The organism is Pseudomonas sp. IT-P74 (assembly GCF_949768175.1).
GTDB lineage: Bacteria > Pseudomonadota > Gammaproteobacteria > Pseudomonadales > Pseudomonadaceae > Aquipseudomonas.
The window spans coordinates 150,665-175,858 of record NZ_CATKQD010000006.1 but is presented as its reverse complement, the minus strand read 5'-3'; the positions used below and the strand labels follow the sequence as shown (position 1 = coordinate 175,858).

The window sequence follows — 25,194 nt, the reverse complement described above, 5'->3', positions numbered from 1 at the left end:
TTGTGAGGGCGAGCCTGCTCGCGAAGACGCCTTCAGATCTGAAACACAAGGTGCGATTTTCCCCTCCCTAAGCTAACCTGCGGCCATGTTTTACGAGGTCGACTATGCACATTCATATTCTTGGTATCTGCGGCACTTTCATGGGGTCAATGGCGGTTCTGGCCAAGGAGCTGGGCCATCACGTGACGGGTTCCGATGCCAACGTCTATCCGCCGATGAGCACTCAGCTGCAAGCCCAGGGCATTGAATTGACCCAAGGCTACGATCCGGCGCAACTCGATCCGGCCCCTGATCTGGTGGTGATCGGCAACGCCATGTCCCGGGGCAACCCGGCTGTGGAGTACGTGCTTAACAAAGGCCTGCCCTACGTCTCCGGCCCGCAATGGCTGGCCGATCATGTGCTGCAAGGTCGCTGGGTGCTGGCGGTTGCCGGTACGCACGGCAAGACCACCACCAGCAGCATGCTGGCCTGGGTGCTGGAGCACGCGGGCATGGCCCCGGGTTTCCTGATCGGCGGCGTGCCGCAAAACTTCTCGGTGTCGGCGCGCCTGGGCGATACGCCGTTCTTCGTCATCGAAGCCGACGAGTACGACAGCGCGTTCTTCGACAAACGCTCCAAGTTCGTTCACTACCGTCCGCGCACGGCCATCCTGAACAACCTGGAATTCGATCACGCGGACATTTTCCCGGACCTGCCGGCCATCGAGCGGCAGTTCCATCACTTGGTGCGGACCATCCCGAGTGAAGGCCTGGTGATTCATCCGACCACTGAGCCGGCCTTGCAGCGTGTTATCGAGATGGGCTGCTGGACGCCGGTGCAAACCACCGGTGCTGGCGGTCAGTGGCAGGTCAAGCTGCTCAGTGAAGACGGCTCGAAGTTCGAGGTGATGTTCGAAGGCGTCGCCCAGGGCGTGGTCGAGTGGGACATGACTGGCCAGCACAACGTCGCGAACGCACTGGCGACCCTGGCTGCCGCACGCCACGTCGGTGTGGTGCCGTCCATGGGCATCGCTGCGTTGAGCGCTTTCAAAAGCGTGAAGCGCCGGATGGAAAAAGTCGCGGAAGTGGGTGGTATCACCATTTATGACGACTTCGCTCACCACCCGACCGCCATCGCCACCACCCTCGACGGGCTGCGCAAGCGCATCGGTGATGCTCCGTTGATTGCGATCATCGAGCCGCGTTCCAACTCCATGAAGCTTGGCGCGCACCGTGACGGATTGCCGGAAAGCGTGGTCGATGCCGATCAGGTGATCTGGTACGCACCGGCCAACCTCGGCTGGGATCTGGCGGGCACCGCGGCGCTGTGCACCGTGCCGTCGATTGTCAGCGATTCCCTGGAAGGCATCATCGAGCGCGTGAAGAGCCAGGCCCAGCCCGGTACCCACGTAGTGATCATGAGCAACGGCGGCTTCGGCGGCCTGCATGGAAAACTGGCCGAGGCACTCAAATGAACAACGGCCCGGACCGCATCACCCTGGCAATGACCGGCGCTTCAGGCGCCCAGTACGGTTTGCGTCTGCTCGACTGCCTGGTGCGGGAAGATCGTGAAGTGCATTTCCTGATTTCCAAGGCCGCGCAGTTGGTGATGGCCACCGAAACCGACGTCACGCTGCCGGCCAAGCCGCAGATGATGCAGGCGTTCCTCACCGAATACACGGGGGCTGCCGCCGGGCAGATTCGGGTGTACGGCAAGGAGGACTGGATGTCGCCGGTGGCTTCGGGCTCCGGCTCCCCTGCGGCAATGGTGGTAGTGCCGTGTTCCACGGGTACGTTGTCGGCCATCGCCACGGGCGCCTGCAACAACCTGATCGAACGGGCCGCCGACGTGACGCTGAAAGAGCGTCGGCAGTTGATTCTGGTGCCCCGTGAAGCGCCATATTCGAGCATTCACCTGGAGAACATGCTCAAGTTGTCGAACATGGGCGTGACAATCCTGCCGGCATCACCGGGCTTCTATCATCAGCCACAAACCATCGACGACCTGATCGATTTCGTCGTGGCGCGGATCCTTAACCTGCTCAATATTCCTCAGGACATGTTGCCGCGCTGGGGCGAGCATCATCTGACCAGCGATGAATAAGCTGCTGGTGATAGTGCTGGCGCTGCAATTGGCCGGGTGCGCCACTGTGCGCACCCTCGATGCGGCCAAGCCGGGGGCACCGGTGGTGTACTCGGGGACTCGCCTGGATGTGTACGCGTTGAACGGTGGGTGCTGTGCGATGGACCGATTCGGCGCCGAAGCGCCGAGCTATCCGGGCGTTGATCTGCCGGCCAGTGCGTTGCTCGACACGCTGCTGTTGCCATTGTCGTTGCTGACAGTGATAGGGGTGAGTTTTCAGGCGACGGGTGGATTGTAAGAGAGCGCTTCGCGCTCTATCGCGAGCAAGCTCGCTCCCACAGGATTGTGTGTCGTACACAAATTTTGTAATCGCTGAAAATCCTGTGGGAGCGGGCTTGCCCGCGATGAGGCCCGCTCAGGCACCATAAAGTTACTTGCCCAACTTCCTCAGCTCATCCGACTCGACAATCCTGATCCCGTCCTGCTCTTCCAGCGCCAGACGCCACATCGCGCGTGCCAGTTGGCAGGCTTCGATACCATGGTATTTGCCAGGGATCAGCCGAGACAACGGACCAGCGACTTTCTCGCCCAGTCGCGGTTCGGTGCGATCACCCAGCAACAGCGAAGGGCGGCAAATAGTCAGCTGCGGCCAGTCTTGTGCGCGCAATGCGTACTCCATCTCGCCTTTGACCCGGTTGTAGAAAATCGAGGATCTGCGATCGGCTCCCAGAGCACTGATCACGATCAGGTGCCGTGCGCCCATCTCCCGTGCGCGTTTGGCAAAGGCCACGACCATGTCCAGGTCTACCGCGCGGAACGCCTGTTCCGACCCCGCCTGTTTGATGGTGGTGCCCAGGCAGCAGTAGGCGATATCGACACGGCCGTTCAGCTGCGGCAGAAACTCCACCGGGTCGCCGACGGGGTTTTCAAGGTGCGGATGCTCGGCCAATGGCCTGCGTGAGGGGGCCAATACCCGGCTAATCGTTGGCTCGTTGAGCAAGCGATCAAGCAGATGTTCACCGGTCAGCCCGGTGGCTCCGGCAAGCAATACGTGCTGAGGCGTCAAGTACATAGTGTTTCTCCCTTGATACTATTCAGCTTAGTTGCTGTTTGCATCCTTGCTTTCGTTGGACGCACTTTGCAGGGCTTTTCGTGCCTGCTGTTTACGTAGTAGTTGCCAATGCGAGAGGACGGTTTTCGGTGCCCAGATCTGTGGTTCGGACGCTTCGAAACCGTCCGCCAGCTCACGTTCGGCGACGCTGGCCTTGGTCAGTTTGAAGGCTTGTTCCAGGTCATCGGTCTGGTTCAGGGCCTGGGCGAACAGGGCGTCGCCGAAGTAAGTGAAGTTGGCTTCTTCCGAGCAGCCGAAGGATACCCGGTCGGCTCGCGAGGCCGTCATGATCAGGGTCCGTTCATCCTTGAGGGCGGGAATGAAACCGCCGGAGTAGCAGGACGAAATCACGATGATCTTGTCGCGGTTTTTCAGGGGGGCGAGAACAGCGGCCAACTCGTCGGCTGGCAGATCGGCCAGCTCCATGCGCGGCTGGTCTAGCACCAGTTCGTGTTCGCTGGTGCCGTGGCTGGTCAGGTAGATGAAAATCAGGTCTTCCGGACCGCTGCGTTCGGCCAGCGTCAGGGCGGCGCGGCGCAGGTTTTCCCGGGTAGCCATCGGGCGGTCGGCGAGGTGGTCGCGATGGTTCACCAGGCGGATCTGGCCAAAGGTGCCGAAACGGGTGCTGAGCATGTTGGCGACGTAGTCGGATTCGCGCAGAAACACGCTTTGCTTGCCATCGCCACCCAAGGTCAATGAATACAGCTCCACCGCCGGGGTCGAGGGTGGAACATTGGCCAACGCGGCGTCGAGCAGGCGCCCCTGGGCCAGCAGGCCGAGCTCCAGGGTGTCGGGCAATAATTTGCCCTCGGAATCGCGTACGCGCTGGCCGTTGATCCAGGTGCCGCTGAGCACGGTGCCGTCGGTCAACACCAATGTGCCGCGCCCCTGGTAACTGTCGTTGTCGAACTGGCCGGTGTAAAAGCTGCCGTCGGACAGGTTCAGGCGGCCCTGGCCGGAAAAGCGCCAGTCATTGAACTGGCCGATGTAGTGGCTGCCGTCTGTGCCGATCAACTCGCCCTTGCCGTTAAGCGAGCCTTCCTTGAACTGGCCCAGCCAGACATCGCCGTCGGCGTTCTCGTAGCGGCCCTTGCCGTGCAGTTGATTGTTCTTGAAGCTGCCGACATAGATGTCGCCATCGGCGCTGTTGAAAGTCCCGTTACCTTCCAGCTGGCCGTCGACGAAGTGCCCGGTGAACTGATTGCCGTTGCCGTCGCCGCGCTGGCCTTCGCCATTGGGTTTGCCGTGGGCGAACTGACCCTGGTAGGAGCTGCCGTCTTCGAGTTCGAGGCGACCCAGGCCGGCGTATTGATCGGCCTTGAACTCTCCGCGATAGCTCATGCCGTTTTCTTTGAGGGTGCCTTCGCCGTTGCGCCGGCCGGCCTTGAAGCCGCCGCTGTAGCTGCTGGCGTTGGTGGTCAGTGCCCCCTGGCCGTCGAACAGTCCCTGATTGAACTGCCCGCGATAGACTTCGCCATTGCTGCCATGCCATTCGCCCTGGCCCTGCCACTGGCCCTTGTCGAATTCGCCGGCGTACCAGCTGCCGTTCGGGTAGTCGATGCGCCCCTTGCCTTGCAGCAAGCCATTGACCAGGTCACCGCGATAGCGTCCGCCGTCCGGCAGGCGGGCGTCGGGAGGCAAAGGCGATTCGCCGTCGCCGCAAGCGGTGAGCATCAGGGTCAAGGCAAGGAGTGCAAGTGGGCGCATAGCGGATTCCGGGCAATTAGGCGAGGGAGTATGCCGCAGCTATGTGTCCATATATAGGGTGAGGTACCGCGTGAGGGCGCGAAACAGCATGAGCTGCTTCGCATCCGGGACGGTTTAGATGAAGCACAGGGACAGAGGTTCGGCGATGTACGCCGGTTTGTCCGAACCTTCGATTTCCAGGGTGGTGGTGGCCTTGAGCAGCCATTGGCCGGGTTTCTTCTCGATGACTTCGGTCAGGTCGACCTTCAGGCGCACTCTCGAATTGACCTTGACCGGCTGGATGAAACGCACGCTGTCGAGGCCGTAGTTGACCACCATCTTCAAGCCTTCGGGCATGACGAGGATGTCTTCCATCAGTTTCGGGATCAGCGACAGCGTCAGAAAGCCGTGAGCGATGGTGCTGCCAAATGGCGTTTGCGCGGCCTTGACCGGGTCGACGTGGATGAACTGAAAATCCCCTGTGGCTTCGGCGAACAGGTTGATGCGGTCCTGATCGATGGTGAGCCATTCGGAACGTCCGAGTTCCTTGCCGACATAATCTTTGAGCTCTGCAACTGGAACATAGGGCATTGAGACTCTCCTTGGGTTCATCGGTTTTATGTTTTTGGCTTGCGGGGATCTGACCTCCCGACTTACCACGTTAGATCAACATGGCCAAACGCTCCGGTCAACTGACCATGTTTTTGGCGAATGCCGGTCTATAGCGCGAGCATGCTTATAATGTCTGGCCAATGCGGGTGACGGATTTTGCGGGAGATCTTTGATGTTGTTACGGGGCCTGACGTGGCTGGTGCTGTTCCAATTGCTCGGCACCGCGATCAATCATTTGTTCTTGCCGGTGCTGCCGGGACCGATTGTGGGGTTGCTGCTGTTGCTGGTGTACCTCATCTGTCGCGGACAGGTCGGCGAGCCGCTGAACCTGGCGGCCAGCAGCCTGCTGCGCTACCTGCCGCTGTTGCTGGTGCCGCCGGCCGTGGGCGTGATGGTCTACGCCGCTGACATCGCGGCGGACTTCTGGGCCATTGTCGGCGCGCTGGTGTTGTCGCTGCTGCTTTCCATGGCCTTCGCCGGGGTGCTGATGCAGCGCATGGTCAAGCGTCACGCTCACTCCGAGGACGGCCAATGATCTTCGACTGGCACGGCGCCTGGGTGTCGGTAATTCATCATCCCTTGTTTGGTATCGGCATTACCCTTGGCGCCTATCAACTCGTCCTGGCGGCATTCGAGAAAACCCGATGGATCTTTTTGCAGCCGGTGCTTGTCTCCATGTTGCTGGTGATCGGCGTACTGGTGGGCTGCGGCCTGACCTACGCCGAGTACCGCAAGAGCACCGAGATTCTCAGCATTCTGCTCGGCCCGGCCACTGTTGCGCTGGCGGTGCCGCTTTATCTCAACCTGCGACGGATTCGGCAGTTGTTCTGGCCGATATTTACTACGCTGGTGATAGGCGGGGTGGTGGCCACGGGGATGGGCGTGTTGCTGGGTTGGTCGTTCGGTGCCGAGCACATGATCCTGATGACCATGGCGCCAAAATCGGTGACTTCGCCTATCGCCATGTTGGTGGCCGAGCAGATCGGTGGTGTCGCGGCGCTGGCAGCGGTGTTCGTCTTGATTACGGGTGTGATCGGCGCGATTTTCGGTCCGGCCCTGTTGAGCCGTCTCGGCGTGCACAGCCCGGAAGCCCGAGGCATGGCGCTGGGCATGACCGCCCACGCGGTCGGCACGGCGGTGGCGATGCAGGAAAGTGAAGAGTGCGGCGCCTTTGCGGCGCTGGCGATGAGCCTGATGGGTGTGGCCACGGCGGTGTTGCTGCCGTTGGCGGTGTCGATGGTGGTGTAAGGAAATGTCTATGAGTCTGCCGCTTTTTCCGCTCAATACAGTGCTGTTTCCAGGCTGCATCCTCGATTTGCAGATTTTCGAGGCGCGCTATCTGGACATGATCGGCCGCTGCATGAAGCAGGGCGGCGGGTTCGGCGTGGTGTGCATCCTCGAAGGCGAAGAAGTCGGGATCGCCCCGGCGGGTTACGCCCTGGTCGGGTGCGAGGCGCTGATCACCGATTTCAAGCAGCAGGACAACGGCCTGCTGGGAATTCGGGTTCAGGGGGGACGACGTTTCCATGTATTGCGAACGGAAGTTCAGCGCGATCAGTTGACCGTCGCCGAGGTCGAGTGGCTGGAAGACGAACCGGAGCAGCCACTGCAGGATGAGGACGCCGACCTGGTGGCCTTGCTCAAGGCCCTGGCGGAACACCCGATGGTTGAAGCCTTGAACATGGGCACCGAAGCGACCGGCCAGCAGTCGCTGGCCAATCAGTTGGCGTACCTGTTGCCCTTCGCTGAAGTGGACAAGATCGACCTGCTGCAACTCGATGACCCGCAGCAACGACTGGATGCGATTCAGGCGTTGCTGGATGAGTTGCAGGGCGAACTGTTTGCCTGACTGCTGTCAGTACGCATACCGCAACATCGTATGCGGTAAATGCCTCAGCACGAAGAATCCGAACAATGCCAGCAACGCCGGCAATACCAGCCACCAGACCTTGGGAGGCAAGGCGTTGAGCGGTTCCTTGCGCTGGATCAGCCACAGGCTCGCCGCACAGACACACGCCGCCAGCATCGCGCCGGCCAATACATCCGTCGGCCAATGCGCTCCGAGGTAAACCCGCGAAAGCGAAATCGCCATTGCGGGCAGGCAACCCACCAACAACCAGGTCAGGCGCATCCGGGGCGGTTGCCCACGGCCGGCCAGGACGGCGAGGGTCAGGAACAGCGCGAAAGATCCTGAAGCATGGCCGCTGGGCATGCTGTAGCTGGTCAGCGGGTCGCTCAACACTTCGGGGCGCACGCGGGCGAAAAAGTACTTGGTCGCGGTATTGGCCAGTGCCGTGAAGAGCAGCGTGCCGCCCGCGAAAATCGCGTGCCGCCATTGCCGCATCAGCAGCAGCAAACCGGTCAGCAGCGCACTGAACAGCAACATGTTGCGGAATTCGCCGACCAGCGTGAAGACCACCGCCACTTCATCCAGCATCGGGTTACGATGTTCCTGCACCAGTGTCATGACCCCTTGATCGAGTGCAGACAGGTGCGAGTAACCGATAAACAGCCCCGCCAGAATCAGCAGACTCATCCCGGTAATGAACAACGTCGCGTGGCGATGCCGACGCAGGCTGCTGGTCGCACTCAAGCCGACCATCACCGCAATGCTACCGGCAACAACCCCGGCCTGGAGCCAGAAACCTTCAGGCAGCGGCAAGCGAATGGCCGCGCCCGTGGCCCAGCCAGGCAGCAGATAAGCCACCGACCAACCCGCGCCGGCCAACAGGCTGACAGCGAAGAAACGCGGGAAAGGCATGTCGCACATGCCGGCCACCATCGGCAGCATTGGCCGCAGGGGCCCGATAAAGCGCCCGACCAGCAGGCTGGCGATGCCGTAGCGCTGGAAGTATGACTCGGCCCCGGCGATCCATTCCGGATGATGGCGCAAGCCCGGCAGGCGCCGGATGTTCTGATGGAAGTGCCGCCCCAGAAAATACGAAATGACGTCTCCCAGCACCCCGGCGACGAAACCCAGCAAGAGTGTCTCACTGAGCGTCAGCGCGCCACTGCCTGCCAGTACCGCCACGGCGAACAGCAACACCGTGCCAGGAACGATCAGCCCGGCAATCGCCAGGCATTCCACAAAGGCCACGATGAATACCGCTGCTGCCAGCCATTGCGGGTTGACCGCCAGCCATCCGGTCACGCTATCGAGCCATGGGCCCATAAAAACCACTCCATCAAATGTTCAATTTTCTACTTGTGGGAGCGAGCCTGCTCGCGATAGCGCACTTTGAGTCAACAGTGATGTTGATTGTGCTGACCTCATCGCGAGCAGGCTCGCTCCCACAGGGGATTCCTTCAGTTTCAAAATCCGGATCAATCTCAGGACAGCACAAAATAATCGCGACCTTCGATCTGGCCCCGTCGTAGCGGGTTGCGCGTGCAATAAGCCACATAGGCAGCGTCGACAAAGCGGTACATCAGGTGCTCATCGCGCCCGTGGGGAATGCCCAGCCGAGTGGTCTGGATGATGTGGGCAGGCGTCTGGCCGACGTGTTCTACCAGCAGCACTTCATGATCGAAGCGTTTGGCGTCCCACACCGGTACTTTCAGGCCCAGTGCCTTGCACAGCAGGGTTTGCCCGGCGCAGAGTTTTTGTGACGGGCGAGGGCGGCCCTGGGCATCGGGGTTGTTCAATAGCATCTGTGCCAGGCTGCCCGGTCCGCTCAATTGATCGACCCACGGGTAGGCGGATTTGATCAGCACAGCGTTACCCGGCCCTTGGGCGCTGAAATTCAGTGAATCGCCGCCCCGGGCGTAATACATATAGATGTGGCCGCCATCCAGAAACAAAGCCTTACGCTTTTCTGTGTAGCCGAGGGACGCGTGGCTACCCTTTTCTGCGCAGTAATAGGCCTCGGTTTCTATGATTCGGGCGCTGAGCCACAGATCACCAACCCGATGGCGAATGACTTTGCCCAGTAAATCCCGGGCCAGAATTTGCGCGTCACGGTCGAAAAACGCGTCCGGGAGGCCCGTAGGCAGGCTTGCGGCGGACGCTCGAACAGTCAGGTTGGACATGATGACCGGCATTTGTCAGGGCTGAATGAGTCGTGATGATAACAATTTGCAGCTTAATCCCGGCTGAACATCGGCAAATTGCCCTCATTTCGACCATCCGCCCGTCACCGCTGTTAGTCGGTGGGCGCGACAGCTATAATCTGTCGCTTTACTCTTTACCAAGACCTAATCAAAGACCACGCCAGACCATGACTGAGTCCGTTCTTGACTACATGACCCGCTTGGGTCGCGCTGCCCGCGAAGCCTCCCGCGTGATCGGCCGTGCCAGTACCGCGCAGAAGAACCGCGCCCTGCAGGCCGCCGCCAACGCGCTGGACGCTGCCCGCGCCGAGCTGACGGCGGCTAATGAGCAGGATTTGGCTGCCGGTCGCGCCAATGGTCTTGAGCCGGCCCTGCTCGAACGCCTGGCGCTGACCCCGGCGCGTATCGACGGCATGATCGTCGGCCTGCGTCAGGTAGCAGCGCTGCCGGACCCGGTCGGCGCGATCCGCGACATGAGCTTCCGTCCGTCCGGTATTCAGGTCGGCAAGATGCGCGTGCCATTGGGCGTGATCGGAATCATTTACGAGTCGCGGCCGAATGTGACCATCGATGCCGCGAGCCTGTGCCTGAAGTCCGGTAACGCGACTATCCTGCGTGGCGGTTCCGAGGCGATTCATTCCAATCGCGCCATCGCCGCCTGCATTCAGCGCGGCCTGGCCGAGGCCGATCTGCCGGCCGCGGTGGTGCAAGTGGTCGAAACCACCGACCGTGCCGCCGTCGGCGCGCTGATCACCATGCCTGAGTACGTTGATGTCATTGTGCCGCGCGGCGGCCGTGGCCTGATCGAACGCGTCAGCCGTGACGCCCGCGTCCCGGTGATCAAGCACCTGGACGGCATCTGCCACGTTTACGTGAGCGAGCACGCCGACCTGGCCAAGGCCCAGCGCATTGCGTTCAACGCCAAGACTTACCGTTATGGCATCTGCGGTGCCATGGAAACGCTGCTGGTGGATCAAGCCGTTGCCAAGGATTTCCTGCCGGCGATGGCGGCACAGTTCCGCGAAAAAGGCGTCGAGCTGCGTGGTTGCGAGCGTACCCGGGCGATCATCGATGCCGTGCCGGCCACCGAGGAAGACTGGAGCACCGAGTACCTGGCGGCAATTCTGTCTATCCGCGTGGTGGACGGACTGGACCAGGCCATCGAGCACATCAATCATTACGGCTCCCATCACACCGATTCGATTGTCAGCGAACACCAGGGCGACACCCGGCGTTTCGTGGCTGAAGTCGACTCCTCGTCGGTGATGATCAATACCCCGACCTGCTTCGCCGATGGTTTCGAATACGGATTGGGTGCCGAGATCGGCATTTCTACTGATAAGCTGCACGCCCGTGGCCCGGTGGGCCTCGAGGGACTGACCTGCGAGAAGTACATCGTGGTCGGTGACGGGCAGCTGCGCGGACAGGAGCCGGCCTGACTTGGGCGACTTCGACCCGTCAGCCCCGGTCACCGTCAGCGAGCCAGTCCCTCGCCGCATTGGCGTGCTGGGCGGAACGTTCGACCCGGTGCACATCGGCCATTTGCGCGGTGCACTGGAAGTCGCCGAAACCCTGGCGCTCGATGAGTTGCGCCTGACACCCAGTGCCAGGCCACCCCATCGAGACAAACCGCAGGTGTCGGCAAAAGACCGTCTGGCGATGGTCGAGTGCGCGGTGGCCGGTGTGGCGCCGTTGGTGGTGGACGCCCGCGAATTGCAGCGGGACAAACCGTCCTACACCATCGATACCCTGGAACTGATGCGCGCCGAACTGGCCGCGGATGACCAGGTTTTTCTGCTTTTGGGCTGGGACGCTTTTTGCGGCCTGCCCACTTGGCACCGCTGGGAAGAGTTGCTCCAGCATTGCCATATCCTGGTGTTGCAACGCCCGGATGCCGACAGCGAACCGCCGGATGCCTTGCGCAACCTGCTGGCAGCGCGCTCGGTGAGCGACCCGCTGGCCCTCAAAGGGCCGAGCGGACAGATTGCATTCGTCTGGCAGACACCGCTCGCGGTATCCGCCACCCAGATCCGTCAACTGCTGGCCAGCGGTAAGTCGGTACGTTTCCTGGTGCCCGACGCGGTCCTGGCCTACATCGATGCGCACGGACTCTACCGTGCGTCGAACTGAATAGGAGTGCCTCAAGGCACGTGGCAACAACGTGTATTGAAGCGCCCGAACAAACGAGCAAAACGAGTTTTATATGACGAGCAACAACGAAAGCAAAGTAAAACGCAAAGGCACATTCAAGAGTGCCCCGCTGCCGGAAAAGGTCTTCGCTGCCGAGCCGCCTAAAGGCGACGAGCTGGTCAAGATCGCCGTAGCCGCCCTGGAAGACGTCAAGGCCCAGGACGTGCTGGTGATCGATGTTCGCGACAAGCAGAGCATCACTGACTACATGATCATTGCCACCGGTACCTCCAACCGCCAGATCGGCGCGATGCTGGACAAGGTTCGCGAGGCCGTCAAAGCCCTGGGTATCAAGCCGCTGGGTGAAGAAGGCAAGGGCGACAGCGACTGGGTGCTGTTGGACATGGACGACGTGATCGTTCACATGATGACCTCCAACGCCCGTCAGTTCTACGACCTGGAGCGCCTGTGGAAAGGTGCCGAGCAGAGCCGTGCGGCCGATGGCAAGCACCACAGCCCTGAAGTGGGTCACGAGCACTTCAACAAGCTCAACAAAGACCAGGAATAAGGGACCGCTGTGCGACTGCGACTGATCGCCGTCGGTTCACGCATGCCCAAATGGGTGGAAGAAGGCTGGCATGAATATGCCAAGCGTCTTCCGTCCGAACTGGCGCTGGAACTGGTGGAAATTCCGCTCAATACCCGTGGCAAGAACGCCGACGTGGCCCGTTTCATCCGTCAGGAAGGCGAAGCCATGCTGGCCAAGGTCGGACCGAACGAGCGGATTGTCACTCTCGAAGTCCATGGCAAGCCCTGGAGCACCGAGCAACTGGCGGTCGAACTCGATCGCTGGCGGCTGGACTCGCGCACGGTCAACTTCATGGTCGGCGGCCCCGAAGGGCTGGCGCCGGAAGTCTGTGCCCGGGCTGACCAGCGCTGGTCGTTGTCGCCGCTGACCTTGCCGCACCCGCTGGTGCGTATCCTGATCGGCGAACAGATGTACCGTGCCTGGACCGTGCTGTCCGGTCACCCTTACCACAAGTAGCTCTGCCCTCATGTCCCAGCCGATCCGCATCAAGGACCACGAAAAAGACGCCCGTCTGGTGCGTGGCCGCGTCGTGTTCGGGGCCATTGCAGTGGTGGCGCTGATTGGGGTGCTGATCGCGCGCCTGTATTTCCTCCAGGTGATTCAGTACGAGTATCACTCGACACTCTCGGAAAACAACCGCGTCCATGTGCAGCCGATTCCGCCGCCCCGTGGGCTGATTTTCGACCGCAACGGTGTCGTCATTGCCGATAACCGGCCCAGCTTCAGCCTGAGCATGACCCGCGAGCGCTCTGGCGATTGGCAGCAAGTGCTCGATGTAATCGTCCAGGTGCTGGAGCTGACGCCTGAAGATCGGGTGGTTTTCGAGAAGCGCATGCGCCAGGGGCGTCGGCCGTTCGAGCCGGTGCCGATCCTGTTCGAGTTGACCGAAGAGCAGATCGCGCGAATTGCCGTGAACCAGTTCCGCCTGCCAGGCGTGGAAGTGGTCGCGCAACTGGTCCGTCACTATCCGCAGGGTGCGCATTTTGCGCACTCGGTGGGTTACATGGGGCGGATCAACGAGAAAGAGCTGAAGACTCTGGATCCGGTGAGTTACAGCGGCACCCATCAAATTGGCAAAACCGGCATCGAGCGTTTCTACGAGCCGGAGTTGCACGGCCAGGTGGGTTACGAGGAAGTCGAGACCAACGCCCGGGGCCGCGTACTGCGGGTGCTCAAGCGTACCGATCCGATTCCCGGCAAGGACATCGTCCTGAGCCTGGACATCAAATTGCAGGAAGCCGCCGAAGCTGCGCTCGGTGGTCGTCGTGGCGCGGTGGTAGCGCTGGACCCGAAAACCGGCGAAGTGCTGGCGATGGTCAGCCAACCGAGTTTCGACCCGAACCTGTTCGTCACCGGCATCAGCTTCAAGGCCTATTCCGAGCTGCGCGATTCCATCGACCGGCCGCTGTTCAATCGCGTGCTGCGCGGTCTGTATCCACCAGGCTCGACCATCAAGCCGGCGGTAGCGATTGCCGGCCTGGATGCCGGCGTGGTGACGGCGTCGACCCGAGTGTTCGACCCCGGTTACTACATGCTGCCCAACTACGATCACAAATACCGTAACTGGAACCGTACCGGCGACGGTTTTGTCGACCTCGATACGGCGATCATGCGTTCCAACGACACCTACTTCTACGACCTGGCCCACAAGCTGGGGATCGATCGGCTGTCGGCATACATGACCAAGTTCGGTATTGGCCAGAAGGTCTCCCTGGACATGTTCGAAGAGTCGCCGGGGCTGATGCCGTCCCGCGAGTGGAAGCGTGCGACCCGTCGCCAGGCATGGTTCCCGGGCGAGACGCTGATTCTGGGGATCGGCCAGGGCTACATGCAGTCGACTCCGTTGCAGTTGGCCCAGGCCACTGCGTTGGTGGCCAACAAAGGCATCTGGAATCGTCCGCACCTGGCCAAGACCATCGAGGGCGTGAAACCGGTGGATGAGAATCCGATGCCGGACATCATCCTGCGCGACCCGTCGGACTGGACCAAGGTCAATCACGGCATGCAGCAGGTTATGCACGGTGCCCGTGGTACGGCGCGCAAAGCCTCGATCGGCGCGCAATACCGGATCGCCGGCAAGTCGGGTACGGCCCAGGTGGTCGCGATCAAACAGGGTGAGAAGTATGACCGTTCCAAGGTTCAGGAACGCCATCGCGACCACGCCTTGTTCGTCGGCTTCGCGCCGGCCGACGACCCGAAAATCGTAGTATCGGTGATGGTCGAGAACGGCGAGTCCGGCTCCGGCGTGGCCGCGCCGGTGGTGCGTCAGGTCATGGACGCCTGGCTCCTGGACCAGGACGGTCGGTTGAAGCCCGAATACGCCAGCCCTATCAGTGCAGAGGCTACCGCCCGTGATGAATAACTTCGATCGCATGCTCTCCAGTGAGGATGTGATGCGTCGCCGTGCGACGCTGCTGCAACGCCTGCACATTGACGGCCCGCTGCTGATCCTGCTGTTGACCCTCGCCGCCGGCAGCCTGTTCGTGCTGTATTCGGCCAGCGGCAAGAGCTGGGATCTGCTGGGCAAGCAAGCCACTTCGTTCGGCATCGGCCTGGTGTCGATGATCGTCATTGCCCAGTTCGAGCCGCGATTCATGGCGCGCTGGGTGCCGCTGGGCTACGTGGTCGGAGTGATGCTGTTGCTGGTGGTGGACATCATGGGCCACAACGCCATGGGCGCTACCCGCTGGATCAACATTCCCGGGGTGATCCGCTTCCAGCCCTCGGAATTCATGAAGATCCTGATGCCGGCGACTATTGCCTGGTACTTGTCCAAACGCACCTTGCCGCCCCAGCTCAAGCATGTGGGCGTCAGCCTGATGCTGATCGGCGTGCCGTTCATTCTGATCGTGCGCCAACCGGACCTCGGCACTTCGCTGCTGATCCTGGCCGGCGGCGCTTTCGTGCTGTTCATGGGTGGCCTGCGCTGGCGCTGGATCCTCAGCGTGCTGGCCGCCGCCGTTCCCGTGGCGATTGCCATGTGGTTCTTCATCATGCACGACTACCAGAAACAGCGGATCCTGACGTTCCTCGACCCGGAGAGCGATCCGCTCGGTACGGGATGGAACATCATCCAGTCCAAGGCAGCCATCGGCTCCGGTGGTGTGTTCGGCAAGGGCTGGTTGCTGGGCACCCAGTCACACCTGGACTTCCTGCCGGAAAGTCATACCGACTTCATCATTGCCGTATTGGGCGAAGAGTTCGGCCTGGTGGGGATCTGCGCGCTGTTGCTGATCTACCTGCTGTTGATCGGCCGCGGCCTGGTGATTACCGCCCAGGCGCAGACATTGTTCGGCAAGTTGCTCGCGGGCAGCCTGACCATGACGTTTTTTGTTTATGTTTTCGTCAACATCGGTATGGTCAGTGGCCTGTTGCCGGTGGTGGGGGTGCCGTTGCCGTTCATTAGCTACGGAGGAACTTCGCTGGTGACGCTACTGTCAGCGTTTGGGGTTTTGATGTCGATCCATACCCATCGCAAGTGGATCGCGCAGGTTTGAATAAGGTGAAATTTTCAATGCAGGTAATGCGTGGCTGGGCGACTCGATACGCGCCATGGGTCGGCCTGGTAAGCATCCTAGGCACCATGCAGGAAGCGTTGGCCGGCGACTACGAAGGCTCACCCCAGGTGGCTGAATTCGTCGGTGAAATGACCCGCGACTACGGTTTCGCCGGTGAACAATTGATGGGCGTGTTCCGCGAAGCCGAGCGCAAGCAGTCGATTCTGGACGCCATCTCGAAGCCCGCCGAACGGGTCAAGCAGTGGAGCGAGTATCGCCCGATGTTCATCACCGATGCGCGCATTGCCCGGGGTGTGGATTTCTGGCGTCAGCACGAAGCGGTGTTGGCCCGTGCCGAGCAGGAATACGGCGTGCCGGCCCAGGTGATTGTCTCGATCATCGGCGTTGAAACCTTTTTCGGCCGTAATACCGGAAATTTCCGGGTGATCGATGCCTTGTCGACCCTGGGTTTCGACTATCCTCCCCGTGCCGAGTTTTTCCGCAAGGAATTGCGTGAGTTCCTGCTGCTGGCCCGTGAAGAGCAGGTCGATCCGTTGACGCTCAAAGGCTCCTACGCCGGCGCCATGGGATTGCCGCAATTCATGCCGAGCAGTTTCCGCGCCTATGCGGTGGATTTCGACGGTGATGGCCATATCAACATCTGGACCAACCCGGACGATGCCATCGGCAGTGTCGCCAGTTACTTCAAGCGTCATGGCTGGGTCGCCGGCGAACCGGTGGTCAGCCGCGCCGATGTCCGTGGCGATCATGTCGACGAAGGCTTGACCACGGGAATCGAACCGACGAAAACCGTCGGGGAGTTGCGAGCCCTGGGGTGGTCAAGTCATGATGCGCTGCGCGATGATATGCCGGTTACTGCGTTCCGCCTGGAAGGCGACAATGGCTCCGAGTACTGGATGGGCCTGAAGAATTTTTACGCGATCACGCGATATAACCGCAGCGTGATGTACGCCATGGCCGTACATCAACTGTCTGAACAGCTGGTCCAAGCACGGGGCGTCAAGTAATGCGGGCATTGCCTATCAATAAACCCCTGAAGCTGATGGCATTCGCCGCGCTGGCAATGCTGGTCGCCAGTTGTTCGACCAGCCGCGCGCCGGCCCAGAAGGCCAGCAGCACCGCCGTGCGCACGACGCCGGGGCTGGACATCAACCGCGCCCACAAGGATGGCGCGCCATGGTGGGATGTCGATGTTTCGCGTATCCCGGACGCCACGCCGACCCTGCATACCGGCCCGTACAAGGCCGCTCCATACTCAGTGCTAGGTAAAACCTACTTTCCGCTGCAAGAGTCCAAGACTTACGTGCAGTCGGGTACGGCGTCCTGGTACGGCACCAAATTTCACGGTCAGAACACCGCCAACGGCGAAGTGTATGACCTGTACGGCATGAGTGCCGCACACAAGACTTTACCGCTGCCGAGTTATGTCCGGGTGACCAACCTGGACAACAACAAGACCGTGATCCTGCGAGTCAACGACCGCGGTCCGTTCTATTCGGACCGGATCATCGACTTGTCCTACGCTGCCGCCAAGAAACTCGGTTACGCCGAAACTGGCACCGCGCGGGTCAAGGTCGAAGGCATCGACCCGCAGCAATGGTGGGCTGCCAAGGGCCGTCCGGCACCATTAATGCTCAATGAACCGAAAGTCGCGCAGAATAGCGCCCCGGTGATCACGGCGTCGGCCGGCACTGTCGAGCAATGGACGCCACCGCCGCAGCAACACGCCGCCGCCGTCGTTCCTGTTCAACTTGCCGACGCAAAAAAAAACGCTTCTGCACAAGCGTCTGGCCAGTATCTGCAGGTGGGCGCGTTCGCCAACCCGGACGCTGCAGAACTCCTGAGATCGAAGCTCAGCGGGATGGTGAGCGCTCCGGTGTTCATCAGCTCGATCGTGCGCAATCAGCAGACCCTGCATCGGGTTCGCCTGGGCCCGATCGGATCGCCGGGTGAAATCCAGCAGGTGCAGAATAGTGTGCGGCTGGCCAATCTCGGTTCGCCAAGCGTTGTAACTGAGTAATACGTAGGACTTGATTGACGGTTCATCTGCGGTTTTGGGGGGTGAACCAGGTTGTTGGCTCTTCGAAGAACAAAAGCCCGGCAAAGGGTGATTGGAGTGAGCAACTGAACACGCGATGACTCGTTAGAAAGTCATCTGATTAGTTTTGCCCTTGGGCAGTTTCCATTAGCGATTTCGAGAGACGGATGAACATCACCACCTTTGCCAAACGCCTGTTCCTGCTAGTCCCGCTGCTCCTCTCACCCGCCGCATTCGCGGTCGAGATGATGCCTTCGCCACCACAACTGGCTGCCAAGGCCTATGTGCTCATGGATGCCAGCAGCGGCAACGTGCTGGTCGAGAACAACGGTGACCAGCGTCTGCCGCCGGCCAGCCTGACCAAGCTGATGACGGCGTACATCGCTACCCTGGAAATCCGTCGTGGCCAGATCGGCGAAAACGATCCGGTGACCGTCAGCGAGAATGCCTGGCGTACCGGCGGTTCGCGGATGTTCATCAAGGTCGGCTCGCAAGTCACTGTCAGCGACCTGCTGCACGGCATCATCATCCAGTCGGGCAACGACGCCAGTGTCGCGCTCTCCGAGCACATTGCCGGTAGCGAAGACGCCTTTGCCGACCTGATGAACAAGACCGTCGCCGACCTGGGCATGACCAACACCCACTTCATGAACCCGACCGGCCTGCCGAACCCTGAGCACTATTCGTCGGCTCACGACATGGCTGTGCTGGCTCGCGCGATCATCCACGAAGACCCGGCTCATTACGCGATCTACTCGCAGAAAGAGTTCTTCTGGAACGGCATCAAGCAACCGAACCGTAACCTGCTGCTGTGGCGCGACAAGACTGTCGACGGTCTGAAAACCGGCCACACCGACGAAGCCGGCTACTGCATGGTGTCCTCGGCCGTACGTGATGGCATGCGCCTGATCGCCGTGGTCTTCGGCACCAACAGCGAAGTGGCCCGTGCCGCCGAAACCCAGAAGCTGCTGACCTACGGTTTCCGCTTCTTCGAAACCCAGACCTTCTACCAGAAGGGCACCGAGCTGGCTCAGGCTCCGGTCTGGAAAGGCTCGACCAACCAGGTCAAGGCCGGCCTGGCGCAAGACCTGACCATGACCCTGCCAAAAGGCCAGTTGAAAAAGCTCGCTGCCAGCATGACCATGAACCCGCAGCTGATCGCGCCAATCGCCAAGGGCGACGTAATCGGTAAAGTCGAAGTGAAACTGGACGACAAGGTGGTGCACAGCGCCGATCTGATCGCTCTGGACGCTGTCGAAGAGGGTGGTATCTTCCGCCGCATGTGGGATAGCATCCGTCTATTCTTCTACGGCTTGTTCAACTGATAGTGTGCACCTGCATGGCCCTGCGCTGATCCGGCGTGGGGCTTTGCCGTCGCCACGGCTTACGCTTACGAGGCCGTTACGCCATGACCGATACCGAAGTAAAGGCGCCAAAGATCGAATTCCCTGCCAATGATTACCCGGTTAAGGTGATCAGCGACACCGGCGTGGGCAACAAGGACAGGATCATCGACATCGTTCGCAAACATGCAACGATCAACGATGAGCGTGTTGACGAGCGCCAGAGCAGCAACGGTAAATACACCACCATTCAGTTGCACATCGTCGCGACCGACCAGGACCAGCTGTACAACATCAACAGCGAACTGCGGGCAACCGGTTTCGTGCACATGGTGCTGTGATGTCCGGTGTGCTGGGCTTTCGCGAGCTCGGCCAGATGGCTTACGAGCCTGTCTGGCATGCCATGCAACGCTTCACCAACGAACGCGGCAACGATGCCGCCGACGAGGTCTGGCTGGTTGAGCATCCTGCGGTGTTCACCCAGGGCCAGGCCGGCAAGGCCGAGCATCTGCTGCTTCCAGGTGATATTCCGGTGGTGCAGGTCGACCGTGGTGGTCAGGTGACCTATCACGGCCCAGGCCAACTGGTGGCTTATCTGCTGCTGGACGTGCGCAAGCTCGGGTTTGGCGTGCGCGATCTGGTCAGCCGGATGGAGCAATGCCTGATCGAGCTGCTGGCCAGTTACGGTGTCACCGCCGTGGCCAAGCCCGATGCACCGGGTGTCTACGTCGACGGGGCGAAAATCGCCTCCCTGGGTCTACGGATCCGCCATGGTTGTTCCTTTCACGGCCTGGCCTTGAATGTGGACATGAACCTGGAACCGTTTCGACGGATTAATCCCTGCGGCTACGCCGGGCTGGCGATGACCCAGCTGAGCGATCACGCAGGATCGATTGAATTTGCCGAGGTAAGTGCCCGGCTGCGTGCGCAGCTCGTCAAACACCTCGACTATGCTGAGCAGACGACCCTCACGGGCGGAATCGACTGATATGACTACTGATGCAGTGCAAACCATGATCCCGACGCTCGATGTCACCGAGCGCCCGGCCCCGCGTCCCAAGGTTGAAGCCGGCGTCAAGCTGCGCGGCGCCGAAAAGGTTGCACGCATCCCGGTGAAGATCATTCCGACCACCGAACTGCCGAAGAAGCCGGACTGGATTCGCGTACGCATCCCGGTTTCGCCGGAGGTCGACCGCATCAAGGCCCTGCTGCGCAAACACAAGCTGCACAGTGTGTGCGAAGAAGCCTCCTGCCCGAACCTGGGCGAGTGTTTCTCCGGTGGCACCGCGACTTTCATGATCATGGGTGACATCTGCACCCGTCGCTGCCCGTTCTGCGACGTCGGCCACGGTCGTCCGAAGCCACTGGACGTCAACGAGCCTGAAAGCCTGGCCATTGCCATCGCTGACCTGCGCCTGAAGTACGTGGTGATCACCTCGGTGGACCGCGACGACCTGCGTGACGGCGGTGCTCAGCACTTTGCCGATTGCATCCGTGAAATCCGCAAGCTGTCGCCGAATGTGCAGCTCGAAACCCTGGTCCCGGACTACCGTGGCCGCATGGATATCGCGCTGGAAATCACTGCCGCCGAGCCACCGGATGTGTTCAACCACAACCTGGAAACCGTGCCGCGCCTGTACAAGGCTGCGCGTCCGGGTTCGGACTACCAGTGGTCGCTGACCCTGCTGCAACGCTTCAAGCAGATGATGCCGCACATTCCGACCAAGTCCGGTCTGATGCTGGGCCTGGGCGAGACCGACGAAGAAGTCATCGAAGTCATGAAGCGCATGCGCGAGCACGACATCGACATGCTGACCCTCGGCCAGTACCTGCAACCGTCCCGCAGTCACTTGCCGGTGCAGCGTTTCGTGCACCCGGATACCTTCGCCTGGTTCGCCGAGGAAGGCTACAAGATGGGCTTCAAGAACGTTGCCTCCGGTCCATTGGTACGTTCCTCGTATCACGCCGACGAGCAGGCCAAGCTGGTCAAGGCCGAGCTGATGTCGTCCTGATCGACGCAATGAAATGAAAAGCGCCCGCACGGCACCCAGCCTCGCGGGCGTTTTTTTGCCTGGCCGGTGGCAATGGCTGTTTTTTCCTGCAACCTGCGGGGCAACGGTTCCTCTTCTGTTTGTCCCCGTTCCTGACTACTGTGTGCTGAAGATTTCACGCAGGGAGATTCACGGATGACCGCTCGACCGACCCACACCCTTTGCCCTCATGCTCCCGTCCCGGCATTGCCGTCGGAAGGCATGATCGGCGTCATCGCACCTGCCGGTCCCGCGCCGCTGGACACCGACAAGGCGGTGCAATGGATGCGCGCCCGGGGTTATTCACTGAAAGTGTATCCCGGGGTCTACGAAAAAAACGGCTACCTGGCCGGTAGCGACGAGGTGCGACTCGGCGATCTGCATGCAGCGTTCGCCGATAGGGAGGTGGATGCCATCATCTGCCTGCGTGGGGGTTACGGCACGCCGCGACTGCTCGACCGCATCGATTTTGATTTGCTGCGTGACAACGCCAAGCCGTTCGTCGGCTACAGCGACATCACTGCGCTGCATTTGGCGATCAGTCGTTATGCCGGCTTCGTGACCTTTCATGGTCCGATGCTCAATGCCGACCTGTTGGGTGACAAGCAAATACCTACGGAGTCTTCGTTCTTCAACATGCTGCGCGGGCAGGTGAGGGCGGGCACGGTGCTGGCTCATCCGGTGGCTTACCCGCTGACCACGATCGAACCGGGCGTGGCTCATGGGCGTTTGCTCGGAGGCAATCTGGCCATGATCGCCGCGACCATGGGCACGCCTTACGAGATTGACGCCGAGGGCGTCATTCTGTTGATCGAGGACATCAACGAGCCGCTGTATCGCATCGATCGGTTGCTCACCCATCTGCGTCTGGCAGGCACGTTGCACAAGCTGCGCGGTGTGTTGGTCGGGGATGTGGCGGGGGTTGAGGTGGCAGCGCTGGACAGGTTGCTCAAGCAGACCTTCGAGCCATTGAAGATTCCGGTGCTGTCCGGGTGGCGCAGCGGGCATTGCGACCCGAACCTGACGCTGCCCATGGGGGCGTTGGTCAGGCTGGATGCGGGGAGCAAGGAATTGGTGCTGGAGCAGGATGTGGTGGTCAGGCGCTAGATTTTTATCGCCTGTTAGTCAGTCATCGCGAGCAGGCTCGCTCCCACATTGATTTGTGTCGTTAATATGGGAGCGGGCTTGCCCGCGAAGCTTTTAGCGGTTACGCAAGCCTTCCAGCAACTTGTGCGTCGGATACCCGTCCGCCGGCCAGCCAAACGACTGCTGGGCGCTGCGGATCGCCTTGCGGGTGTTGGCGCCGATGATCCCGTCGGCGGTGCCGGCGTCATAGTTTTGCGCGCTCAGCAGGTTCTGCAGCTCGATCCGCTCGGTACGGCTCAGAGGCAGGTCATCCTTTGGCCACGTACCGCTGATCAGGCCCGTGCCGTTGAAGCGTTCCGATAACAGGCTCACCCCCAGGGCGTAGGACGACGAGTTGTTGTACTTGAGAATCGCACGGAAGTTGTCGAGCACCAGGAAGGCCGGGCCGCGGTAACCGGCCGGCAGCAACAGTGCGGCGGACAACTGCTCCGAGCCTGCCGGGACCTGGCCGCCGTCGGGCAGCGTAACGCCCAGTTGGCGCCATTCGGCGACACTCTTGCGAATCGTGCCATCGGCCAGCAGGTAATTGAAACCGCTCGGCAGCTGGACTTCAAAGCCCCACGGCTGTCCTCTCTGCCAGCCGGAGCTTTGCAGGTAATGCGCGGTCGAGGCCAGGGCGTCAGCCGAACTGCCCCAGATATCGCGACGGCCGTCGCCATCGAAGTCGACGGCGTGGGTGTTGTAGGTGGTCGGGATGAACTGGGTCTGGCCCATGGCGCCGGCCCAGGAACCCAGCATCTTCTCGGGTTCGATGTCGCCTTGTTGCAGGATTTGCAGGGCCGCGATCAATTGCGCGTGGGCGAAGCCGGGACGGCGGCCTTCGTAGGCCAGGGTCGCCAGCGAGTTGATCACCGACTTGCTGCCCTGGAATTGCCCGAAGTTACTTTCCATTCCCCAGACCGCCACCAGTGCCTGGCGATCGACGCCATAGCGCTGCTCGATACTTTGCAGGACGTCAGCGTACTGGTCGACCAGCGACTGGCCTTTGCGTACCCGCAGCGGCGACAAGGCACCGTCCAGGTATTCCCACACCGGTTTTGCGAATTCCGGTTGGCTGCGGTCGGCGCGAATCACGCTGGGGTCGAAGCTGACATTGGCGAAAGCGCGATCAAACAGATCGGCGCGGATACCGGCGGCCAGGGCATCCTTGCGGAAACCCGCCTGCCATTCGGCGAAGGTCTGGGTCGGCTGGATGTCGAGGTTCTCACCGGTCGGAACCACTGGCGGAACAACCGCCGGGGCGGTAGCGACAGGAAGCGTCTGAAGCGGCTGAGCGTCGGCTGCGGTCGGTTTTTCCGCACAGGCGACAAGCAAAACAAGGCTGGAGGCAGCGATCAATTGGCGTAAGTGCCAACGACGGGAAAGACAAAAGGGCATGCACGGGTCCAGGGAATACGAATCAGGTACAGACCTTAACATGTCGAAGGGGTGTTCTGCTTTATGCAGCCAGAAAGTAAGAAGCCTCCCAGCTGTCAGACTGGAAGGCTTCGCGGCGGTAACTGCCTTTGCCCTTGGCCGGGCGTTCCAGGCGGCTGCGGAACAATGGCTGGGCGATGATGGATTTGGCCTTGTTTGGGCCGTGTTTCGACGGCTTTTTGCTCATGGTGACTTCTCGCAAGTGAATGGATTTTGCGAGGCGAATCATCGGCCGAAGTTGAAAGGCTGTCCAGTCCCGATGTCTGTCTGAAAAAGCGCCGCTCTTTGTAGGAGCGAGCTTGCTCGCGAAGCACTTGAGGGCGCCGCGTTAAATCAGAACGTCTGCGTTATCGTTAACGACCTTCGCGAGCAAGCTCGCTCCTACAAGGAGCGGGGTTACTCAGCGGGCAGGGTCAGGCGCTGCCCAGCCATCAGCAACGTCAACCGGCTCAAACTCATCCACGGCGAACCGGCCGCCTGGCCCTTGATCTGCGCATCAATGCGTTGCGCTTCGAGCAGCAGTTGTGCCCAGCGTTGTGCCGAGTAGCGCTGCAGGGCTTTGCTCACCAACGGTTTACGTTTGTCCCAGACCGGCGGTTTGGCCTGACTGAAGGCCTTGTCCAATGGCGTACCCTGGCTGTATTGCAGGGAAATATTGGCCAGCAGGCGCAACTCCCGGGCCAGGGCCCAGAGAATCACCGGCGGCTCGACGCCTTCACCGCGCAACCCTTCGAGCATGCGCAACGCGTGGGCCGCTTCACCATTGAGCACCGCATCGGTCAGGCCAAAGACGTCGAAGCGCGCACTGTCAGCCACCGCGGCCTGCACGGTTTCAACAGTGATCTGGCCGCCTTCGGCCATCAGTTTGAGCTTTTCGATTTCCTGGGCGGCGGCCAGCAAATTGCCCTCTACCCGCGCCGCGATCAGCTCAACGGCGTCCTGGCTGGCGGAAAGCCCGGCCTGGGACAAACGTTGGCGGATCCAGCTTGGCAACTGGGCAACATCGACCGGCCAGATCTGCACGAACTGGGTCTGCTGTCCTTCGACCAGCGCTTTGCCCCACTTGGTTTTCTGCGCGCTGCCATCGAGTTTCGGCAAGCTGATCAGCAGTATGGTGTCGTCGGCCGGACGCGAGCAGTACTCGATCAGCGCGGCGGCGCCCTTGTCGCCGGGTTTTCCGGAAGGCAGGCGCAGTTCCAGCAGGCGCTTTTCGGCGAACAGCGACATGCTGGCACCGGCTTGCAGCAGCGTCCCCCAGTCGAAACTGGCGTCGGCGGCAAACACCTGGCGTTCATCGAATCCCTGCTGACGGGCGGCAGCGCGAACAGCGTCGGCCGCCTCCTGGCACAACAACGGGTCATCGCCGCTGATGATATAGACCGGCGCAAGGGCGCCTTGCAGGTGTTTGGCGAGTTGGGCGGGGGCGAGCTTCATAAGAGGGGGCGAACGGGGCGCCCGGGCGC

Annotated in this window: 27 protein-coding genes; 19 read left to right on the top strand and 8 right to left on the bottom strand. The window is 61.1% G+C overall.

Annotated elements, in window-relative coordinates; genetic code table 11:
• Positions 1–104 precede the first annotated feature (104 nt).
• Genes mpl through ACM6J5_RS06395 form a run of 3 tightly spaced genes read left to right on the top strand, consistent with a single transcriptional unit; the run spans position 105 to position 2,360 of the window.
• On the top strand, positions 105–1,454 hold the full coding sequence (mpl, locus tag ACM6J5_RS06405) for a UDP-N-acetylmuramate:L-alanyl-gamma-D-glutamyl-meso-diaminopimelate ligase (RefSeq protein WP_150672674.1): 1,350 nt from the start codon (positions 105–107) through the stop codon (positions 1,452–1,454).
• Positions 1,451–2,083, top strand: a complete 633-nt coding sequence (gene ubiX, locus ACM6J5_RS06400) for a flavin prenyltransferase UbiX (protein ID WP_095941968.1) — start codon at positions 1,451–1,453, stop codon at positions 2,081–2,083. The genes mpl and ubiX overlap by 4 nt, the downstream gene beginning before the upstream one ends.
• On the top strand, positions 2,076–2,360 hold the full coding sequence (locus ACM6J5_RS06395) for a YceK/YidQ family lipoprotein (RefSeq protein ID WP_095941969.1): 285 nt from the start codon (positions 2,076–2,078) through the stop codon (positions 2,358–2,360). Before ubiX ends, ACM6J5_RS06395 begins: the two co-directional genes overlap by 8 nt.
• Before the next feature lie 132 nt (positions 2,361–2,492).
• On the opposite strand, the gene ACM6J5_RS06390 is transcribed toward ACM6J5_RS06395, so the two are convergent.
• The 3 genes from ACM6J5_RS06390 to ACM6J5_RS06380 form a co-directional block, all read right to left on the bottom strand.
• Positions 2,493–3,134 (bottom strand): oxidoreductase, encoded by a 642-nt coding sequence (locus tag ACM6J5_RS06390; RefSeq protein ID WP_095941970.1) that lies wholly within the window; start codon positions 3,132–3,134, stop codon positions 2,493–2,495.
• Between the two features lie 27 nt (positions 3,135–3,161).
• Positions 3,162–4,880: a C13 family peptidase gene (locus tag ACM6J5_RS06385; RefSeq protein WP_414928024.1), complete on the bottom strand. Its 1,719-nt coding sequence runs from the start codon at positions 4,878–4,880 to the stop codon at positions 3,162–3,164.
• Between the two features lie 114 nt (positions 4,881–4,994).
• On the bottom strand, positions 4,995–5,450 hold the full coding sequence (locus ACM6J5_RS06380; RefSeq protein WP_414928023.1) for a MaoC family dehydratase: 456 nt from the start codon (positions 5,448–5,450) through the stop codon (positions 4,995–4,997).
• A gap of 193 nt (positions 5,451–5,643) precedes the next feature.
• Between ACM6J5_RS06380 and ACM6J5_RS06375 the strand changes: the two genes are divergently transcribed.
• The 3 genes from ACM6J5_RS06375 to ACM6J5_RS06365 are packed head-to-tail and all read left to right on the top strand — an operon-like array spanning position 5,644 to position 7,320.
• Positions 5,644–6,006 (top strand): CidA/LrgA family protein, encoded by a 363-nt coding sequence (locus ACM6J5_RS06375; protein ID WP_095941973.1) that lies wholly within the window; start codon positions 5,644–5,646, stop codon positions 6,004–6,006.
• Positions 6,003–6,719 (top strand): LrgB family protein, encoded by a 717-nt coding sequence (locus ACM6J5_RS06370; RefSeq protein WP_095941974.1) that lies wholly within the window; start codon positions 6,003–6,005, stop codon positions 6,717–6,719. The genes ACM6J5_RS06375 and ACM6J5_RS06370 overlap by 4 nt, the downstream gene beginning before the upstream one ends.
• A 10-nt stretch (positions 6,720–6,729) precedes the next feature.
• The gene (locus ACM6J5_RS06365) at positions 6,730–7,320 is read left to right on the top strand and encodes an LON peptidase substrate-binding domain-containing protein (protein WP_053162726.1); all 591 of its coding nucleotides are present in this window, start codon (positions 6,730–6,732) and stop codon (positions 7,318–7,320) included.
• Between the two features lie 6 nt (positions 7,321–7,326).
• Here ACM6J5_RS06365 and ACM6J5_RS06360 read toward each other — a convergent pair whose 3' ends face one another.
• Both ACM6J5_RS06360 and ACM6J5_RS06355 read right to left on the bottom strand, forming a co-directional pair.
• Positions 7,327–8,643: a bifunctional DedA family/phosphatase PAP2 family protein gene (locus tag ACM6J5_RS06360; protein WP_414928022.1), complete on the bottom strand. Its 1,317-nt coding sequence runs from the start codon at positions 8,641–8,643 to the stop codon at positions 7,327–7,329.
• A gap of 158 nt (positions 8,644–8,801) precedes the next feature.
• Entirely contained in the window at positions 8,802–9,500 is a 699-nt protein-coding gene (locus tag ACM6J5_RS06355; protein WP_224790005.1) for a DNA-3-methyladenine glycosylase, read from the bottom strand.
• A 188-nt stretch (positions 9,501–9,688) separates the two neighbouring features.
• Here ACM6J5_RS06355 and ACM6J5_RS06350 point away from each other — a divergent pair, with 188 nt between their 5' ends.
• From ACM6J5_RS06350 to ACM6J5_RS06290, 13 genes are all read left to right on the top strand, one after another.
• Complete coding sequence (locus ACM6J5_RS06350) at positions 9,689–10,960, top strand: glutamate-5-semialdehyde dehydrogenase (RefSeq protein WP_095941977.1); 1,272 nt, start codon at positions 9,689–9,691, stop codon at positions 10,958–10,960.
• Position 10,961: 1 nt separating this feature from the next.
• Positions 10,962–11,651, top strand: a complete 690-nt coding sequence (gene nadD, locus ACM6J5_RS06345) for a nicotinate-nucleotide adenylyltransferase (RefSeq protein WP_095941978.1) — start codon at positions 10,962–10,964, stop codon at positions 11,649–11,651.
• A gap of 73 nt (positions 11,652–11,724) precedes the next feature.
• The gene (gene rsfS / locus ACM6J5_RS06340) at positions 11,725–12,219 is read left to right on the top strand and encodes a ribosome silencing factor (protein ID WP_095941979.1); all 495 of its coding nucleotides are present in this window, start codon (positions 11,725–11,727) and stop codon (positions 12,217–12,219) included.
• Positions 12,220–12,228: 9 nt separating this feature from the next.
• A complete protein-coding gene (gene rlmH / locus ACM6J5_RS06335; protein ID WP_008052376.1) occupies positions 12,229–12,696 on the top strand; it encodes a 23S rRNA (pseudouridine(1915)-N(3))-methyltransferase RlmH in 468 nt (155 codons plus the stop codon).
• A gap of 10 nt (positions 12,697–12,706) precedes the next feature.
• Positions 12,707–14,602 carry a penicillin-binding protein 2 gene (gene mrdA, locus ACM6J5_RS06330; protein WP_095941980.1) on the top strand — a complete coding sequence of 632 codons (1,896 nt, stop codon included), beginning with the start codon at positions 12,707–12,709 and terminating at the stop codon, positions 14,600–14,602.
• Between the two features lie 31 nt (positions 14,603–14,633).
• The gene (rodA, locus tag ACM6J5_RS06325) at positions 14,634–15,737 is read left to right on the top strand and encodes a rod shape-determining protein RodA (protein ID WP_056728863.1); all 1,104 of its coding nucleotides are present in this window, start codon (positions 14,634–14,636) and stop codon (positions 15,735–15,737) included.
• Between the two features lie 17 nt (positions 15,738–15,754).
• Positions 15,755–16,765, top strand: coding sequence for a lytic murein transglycosylase B (gene mltB / locus ACM6J5_RS06320; protein ID WP_095941981.1), 1,011 nt, complete (start codon positions 15,755–15,757; stop codon positions 16,763–16,765).
• Complete coding sequence (locus ACM6J5_RS06315) at positions 16,765–17,778, top strand: septal ring lytic transglycosylase RlpA family protein (RefSeq protein WP_095941982.1); 1,014 nt, start codon at positions 16,765–16,767, stop codon at positions 17,776–17,778. The genes mltB and ACM6J5_RS06315 overlap by 1 nt, the downstream gene beginning before the upstream one ends.
• Positions 17,779–17,963: 185 nt before the next feature.
• Entirely contained in the window at positions 17,964–19,121 is a 1,158-nt protein-coding gene (locus tag ACM6J5_RS06310; protein ID WP_095941983.1) for a D-alanyl-D-alanine carboxypeptidase family protein, read from the top strand.
• A gap of 83 nt (positions 19,122–19,204) precedes the next feature.
• The gene (locus ACM6J5_RS06305; protein WP_095941984.1) at positions 19,205–19,480 is read left to right on the top strand and encodes a DUF493 domain-containing protein; all 276 of its coding nucleotides are present in this window, start codon (positions 19,205–19,207) and stop codon (positions 19,478–19,480) included.
• On the top strand, positions 19,480–20,127 hold the full coding sequence (lipB, locus tag ACM6J5_RS06300) for a lipoyl(octanoyl) transferase LipB (protein WP_095941985.1): 648 nt from the start codon (positions 19,480–19,482) through the stop codon (positions 20,125–20,127). Before ACM6J5_RS06305 ends, lipB begins: the two co-directional genes overlap by 1 nt.
• Before the next feature lie 25 nt (positions 20,128–20,152).
• Complete coding sequence (lipA, locus tag ACM6J5_RS06295) at positions 20,153–21,151, top strand: lipoyl synthase (protein WP_162130289.1); 999 nt, start codon at positions 20,153–20,155, stop codon at positions 21,149–21,151.
• 174 nt (positions 21,152–21,325) lie between these two features.
• A complete protein-coding gene (locus ACM6J5_RS06290) occupies positions 21,326–22,276 on the top strand; it encodes a S66 peptidase family protein (RefSeq protein ID WP_095941986.1) in 951 nt (316 codons plus the stop codon).
• A gap of 93 nt (positions 22,277–22,369) precedes the next feature.
• Here ACM6J5_RS06290 and ACM6J5_RS06285 read toward each other — a convergent pair whose 3' ends face one another.
• From ACM6J5_RS06285 to holA, 3 genes are all read right to left on the bottom strand, one after another.
• Positions 22,370–23,692: a lytic murein transglycosylase gene (locus ACM6J5_RS06285; RefSeq protein WP_095941987.1), complete on the bottom strand. Its 1,323-nt coding sequence runs from the start codon at positions 23,690–23,692 to the stop codon at positions 22,370–22,372.
• Positions 23,693–23,753: 61 nt separating this feature from the next.
• A complete protein-coding gene (gene arfA, locus ACM6J5_RS06280; RefSeq protein ID WP_095942068.1) occupies positions 23,754–23,918 on the bottom strand; it encodes an alternative ribosome rescue factor ArfA in 165 nt (54 codons plus the stop codon).
• 209 nt (positions 23,919–24,127) lie between these two features.
• Positions 24,128–25,165 (bottom strand): DNA polymerase III subunit delta, encoded by a 1,038-nt coding sequence (holA, locus tag ACM6J5_RS06275; protein WP_150672678.1) that lies wholly within the window; start codon positions 25,163–25,165, stop codon positions 24,128–24,130.
• Positions 25,166–25,194: the final 29 nt, after the last annotated feature.

What these genes read in the sequence shown, in the direction of transcription:
- mpl (WP_150672674.1), top strand. Translation starts at nt 105, where the DNA reads ATGCACATTCATATTCTTGGTATCTGCGGCACTTTCATGGGGTCAATG.
- ubiX (WP_095941968.1), top strand. Translation starts at nt 1,451, where the DNA reads ATGAACAACGGCCCGGACCGCATCACCCTGGCAATGACCGGCGCTTCA.
- ACM6J5_RS06395 (WP_095941969.1), top strand. Translation starts at nt 2,076, where the DNA reads ATGAATAAGCTGCTGGTGATAGTGCTGGCGCTGCAATTGGCCGGGTGC.
- ACM6J5_RS06390 (WP_095941970.1), bottom strand. Translation starts at nt 3,134, where the DNA reads ATGTACTTGACGCCTCAGCACGTATTGCTTGCCGGAGCCACCGGGCTG.
- ACM6J5_RS06385 (WP_414928024.1), bottom strand. Translation starts at nt 4,880, where the DNA reads ATGCGCCCACTTGCACTCCTTGCCTTGACCCTGATGCTCACCGCTTGC.
- ACM6J5_RS06380 (WP_414928023.1), bottom strand. Translation starts at nt 5,450, where the DNA reads ATGCCCTATGTTCCAGTTGCAGAGCTCAAAGATTATGTCGGCAAGGAA.
- ACM6J5_RS06375 (WP_095941973.1), top strand. Translation starts at nt 5,644, where the DNA reads ATGTTGTTACGGGGCCTGACGTGGCTGGTGCTGTTCCAATTGCTCGGC.
- ACM6J5_RS06370 (WP_095941974.1), top strand. Translation starts at nt 6,003, where the DNA reads ATGATCTTCGACTGGCACGGCGCCTGGGTGTCGGTAATTCATCATCCC.
- ACM6J5_RS06365 (WP_053162726.1), top strand. Translation starts at nt 6,730, where the DNA reads ATGAGTCTGCCGCTTTTTCCGCTCAATACAGTGCTGTTTCCAGGCTGC.
- ACM6J5_RS06360 (WP_414928022.1), bottom strand. Translation starts at nt 8,643, where the DNA reads ATGGGCCCATGGCTCGATAGCGTGACCGGATGGCTGGCGGTCAACCCG.
- ACM6J5_RS06355 (WP_224790005.1), bottom strand. Translation starts at nt 9,500, where the DNA reads ATGTCCAACCTGACTGTTCGAGCGTCCGCCGCAAGCCTGCCTACGGGC.
- ACM6J5_RS06350 (WP_095941977.1), top strand. Translation starts at nt 9,689, where the DNA reads ATGACTGAGTCCGTTCTTGACTACATGACCCGCTTGGGTCGCGCTGCC.
- rsfS (WP_095941979.1), top strand. Translation starts at nt 11,725, where the DNA reads ATGACGAGCAACAACGAAAGCAAAGTAAAACGCAAAGGCACATTCAAG.
- mrdA (WP_095941980.1), top strand. Translation starts at nt 12,707, where the DNA reads ATGTCCCAGCCGATCCGCATCAAGGACCACGAAAAAGACGCCCGTCTG.
- rodA (WP_056728863.1), top strand. Translation starts at nt 14,634, where the DNA reads ATGCGTCGCCGTGCGACGCTGCTGCAACGCCTGCACATTGACGGCCCG.
- mltB (WP_095941981.1), top strand. Translation starts at nt 15,755, where the DNA reads ATGCAGGTAATGCGTGGCTGGGCGACTCGATACGCGCCATGGGTCGGC.
- ACM6J5_RS06315 (WP_095941982.1), top strand. Translation starts at nt 16,765, where the DNA reads ATGCGGGCATTGCCTATCAATAAACCCCTGAAGCTGATGGCATTCGCC.
- ACM6J5_RS06310 (WP_095941983.1), top strand. Translation starts at nt 17,964, where the DNA reads ATGAACATCACCACCTTTGCCAAACGCCTGTTCCTGCTAGTCCCGCTG.
- ACM6J5_RS06305 (WP_095941984.1), top strand. Translation starts at nt 19,205, where the DNA reads ATGACCGATACCGAAGTAAAGGCGCCAAAGATCGAATTCCCTGCCAAT.
- lipB (WP_095941985.1), top strand. Translation starts at nt 19,480, where the DNA reads ATGTCCGGTGTGCTGGGCTTTCGCGAGCTCGGCCAGATGGCTTACGAG.
- lipA (WP_162130289.1), top strand. Translation starts at nt 20,153, where the DNA reads ATGATCCCGACGCTCGATGTCACCGAGCGCCCGGCCCCGCGTCCCAAG.
- ACM6J5_RS06290 (WP_095941986.1), top strand. Translation starts at nt 21,326, where the DNA reads ATGACCGCTCGACCGACCCACACCCTTTGCCCTCATGCTCCCGTCCCG.
- ACM6J5_RS06285 (WP_095941987.1), bottom strand. Translation starts at nt 23,692, where the DNA reads ATGCCCTTTTGTCTTTCCCGTCGTTGGCACTTACGCCAATTGATCGCT.
- arfA (WP_095942068.1), bottom strand. Translation starts at nt 23,918, where the DNA reads ATGAGCAAAAAGCCGTCGAAACACGGCCCAAACAAGGCCAAATCCATC.
- holA (WP_150672678.1), bottom strand. Translation starts at nt 25,165, where the DNA reads ATGAAGCTCGCCCCCGCCCAACTCGCCAAACACCTGCAAGGCGCCCTT.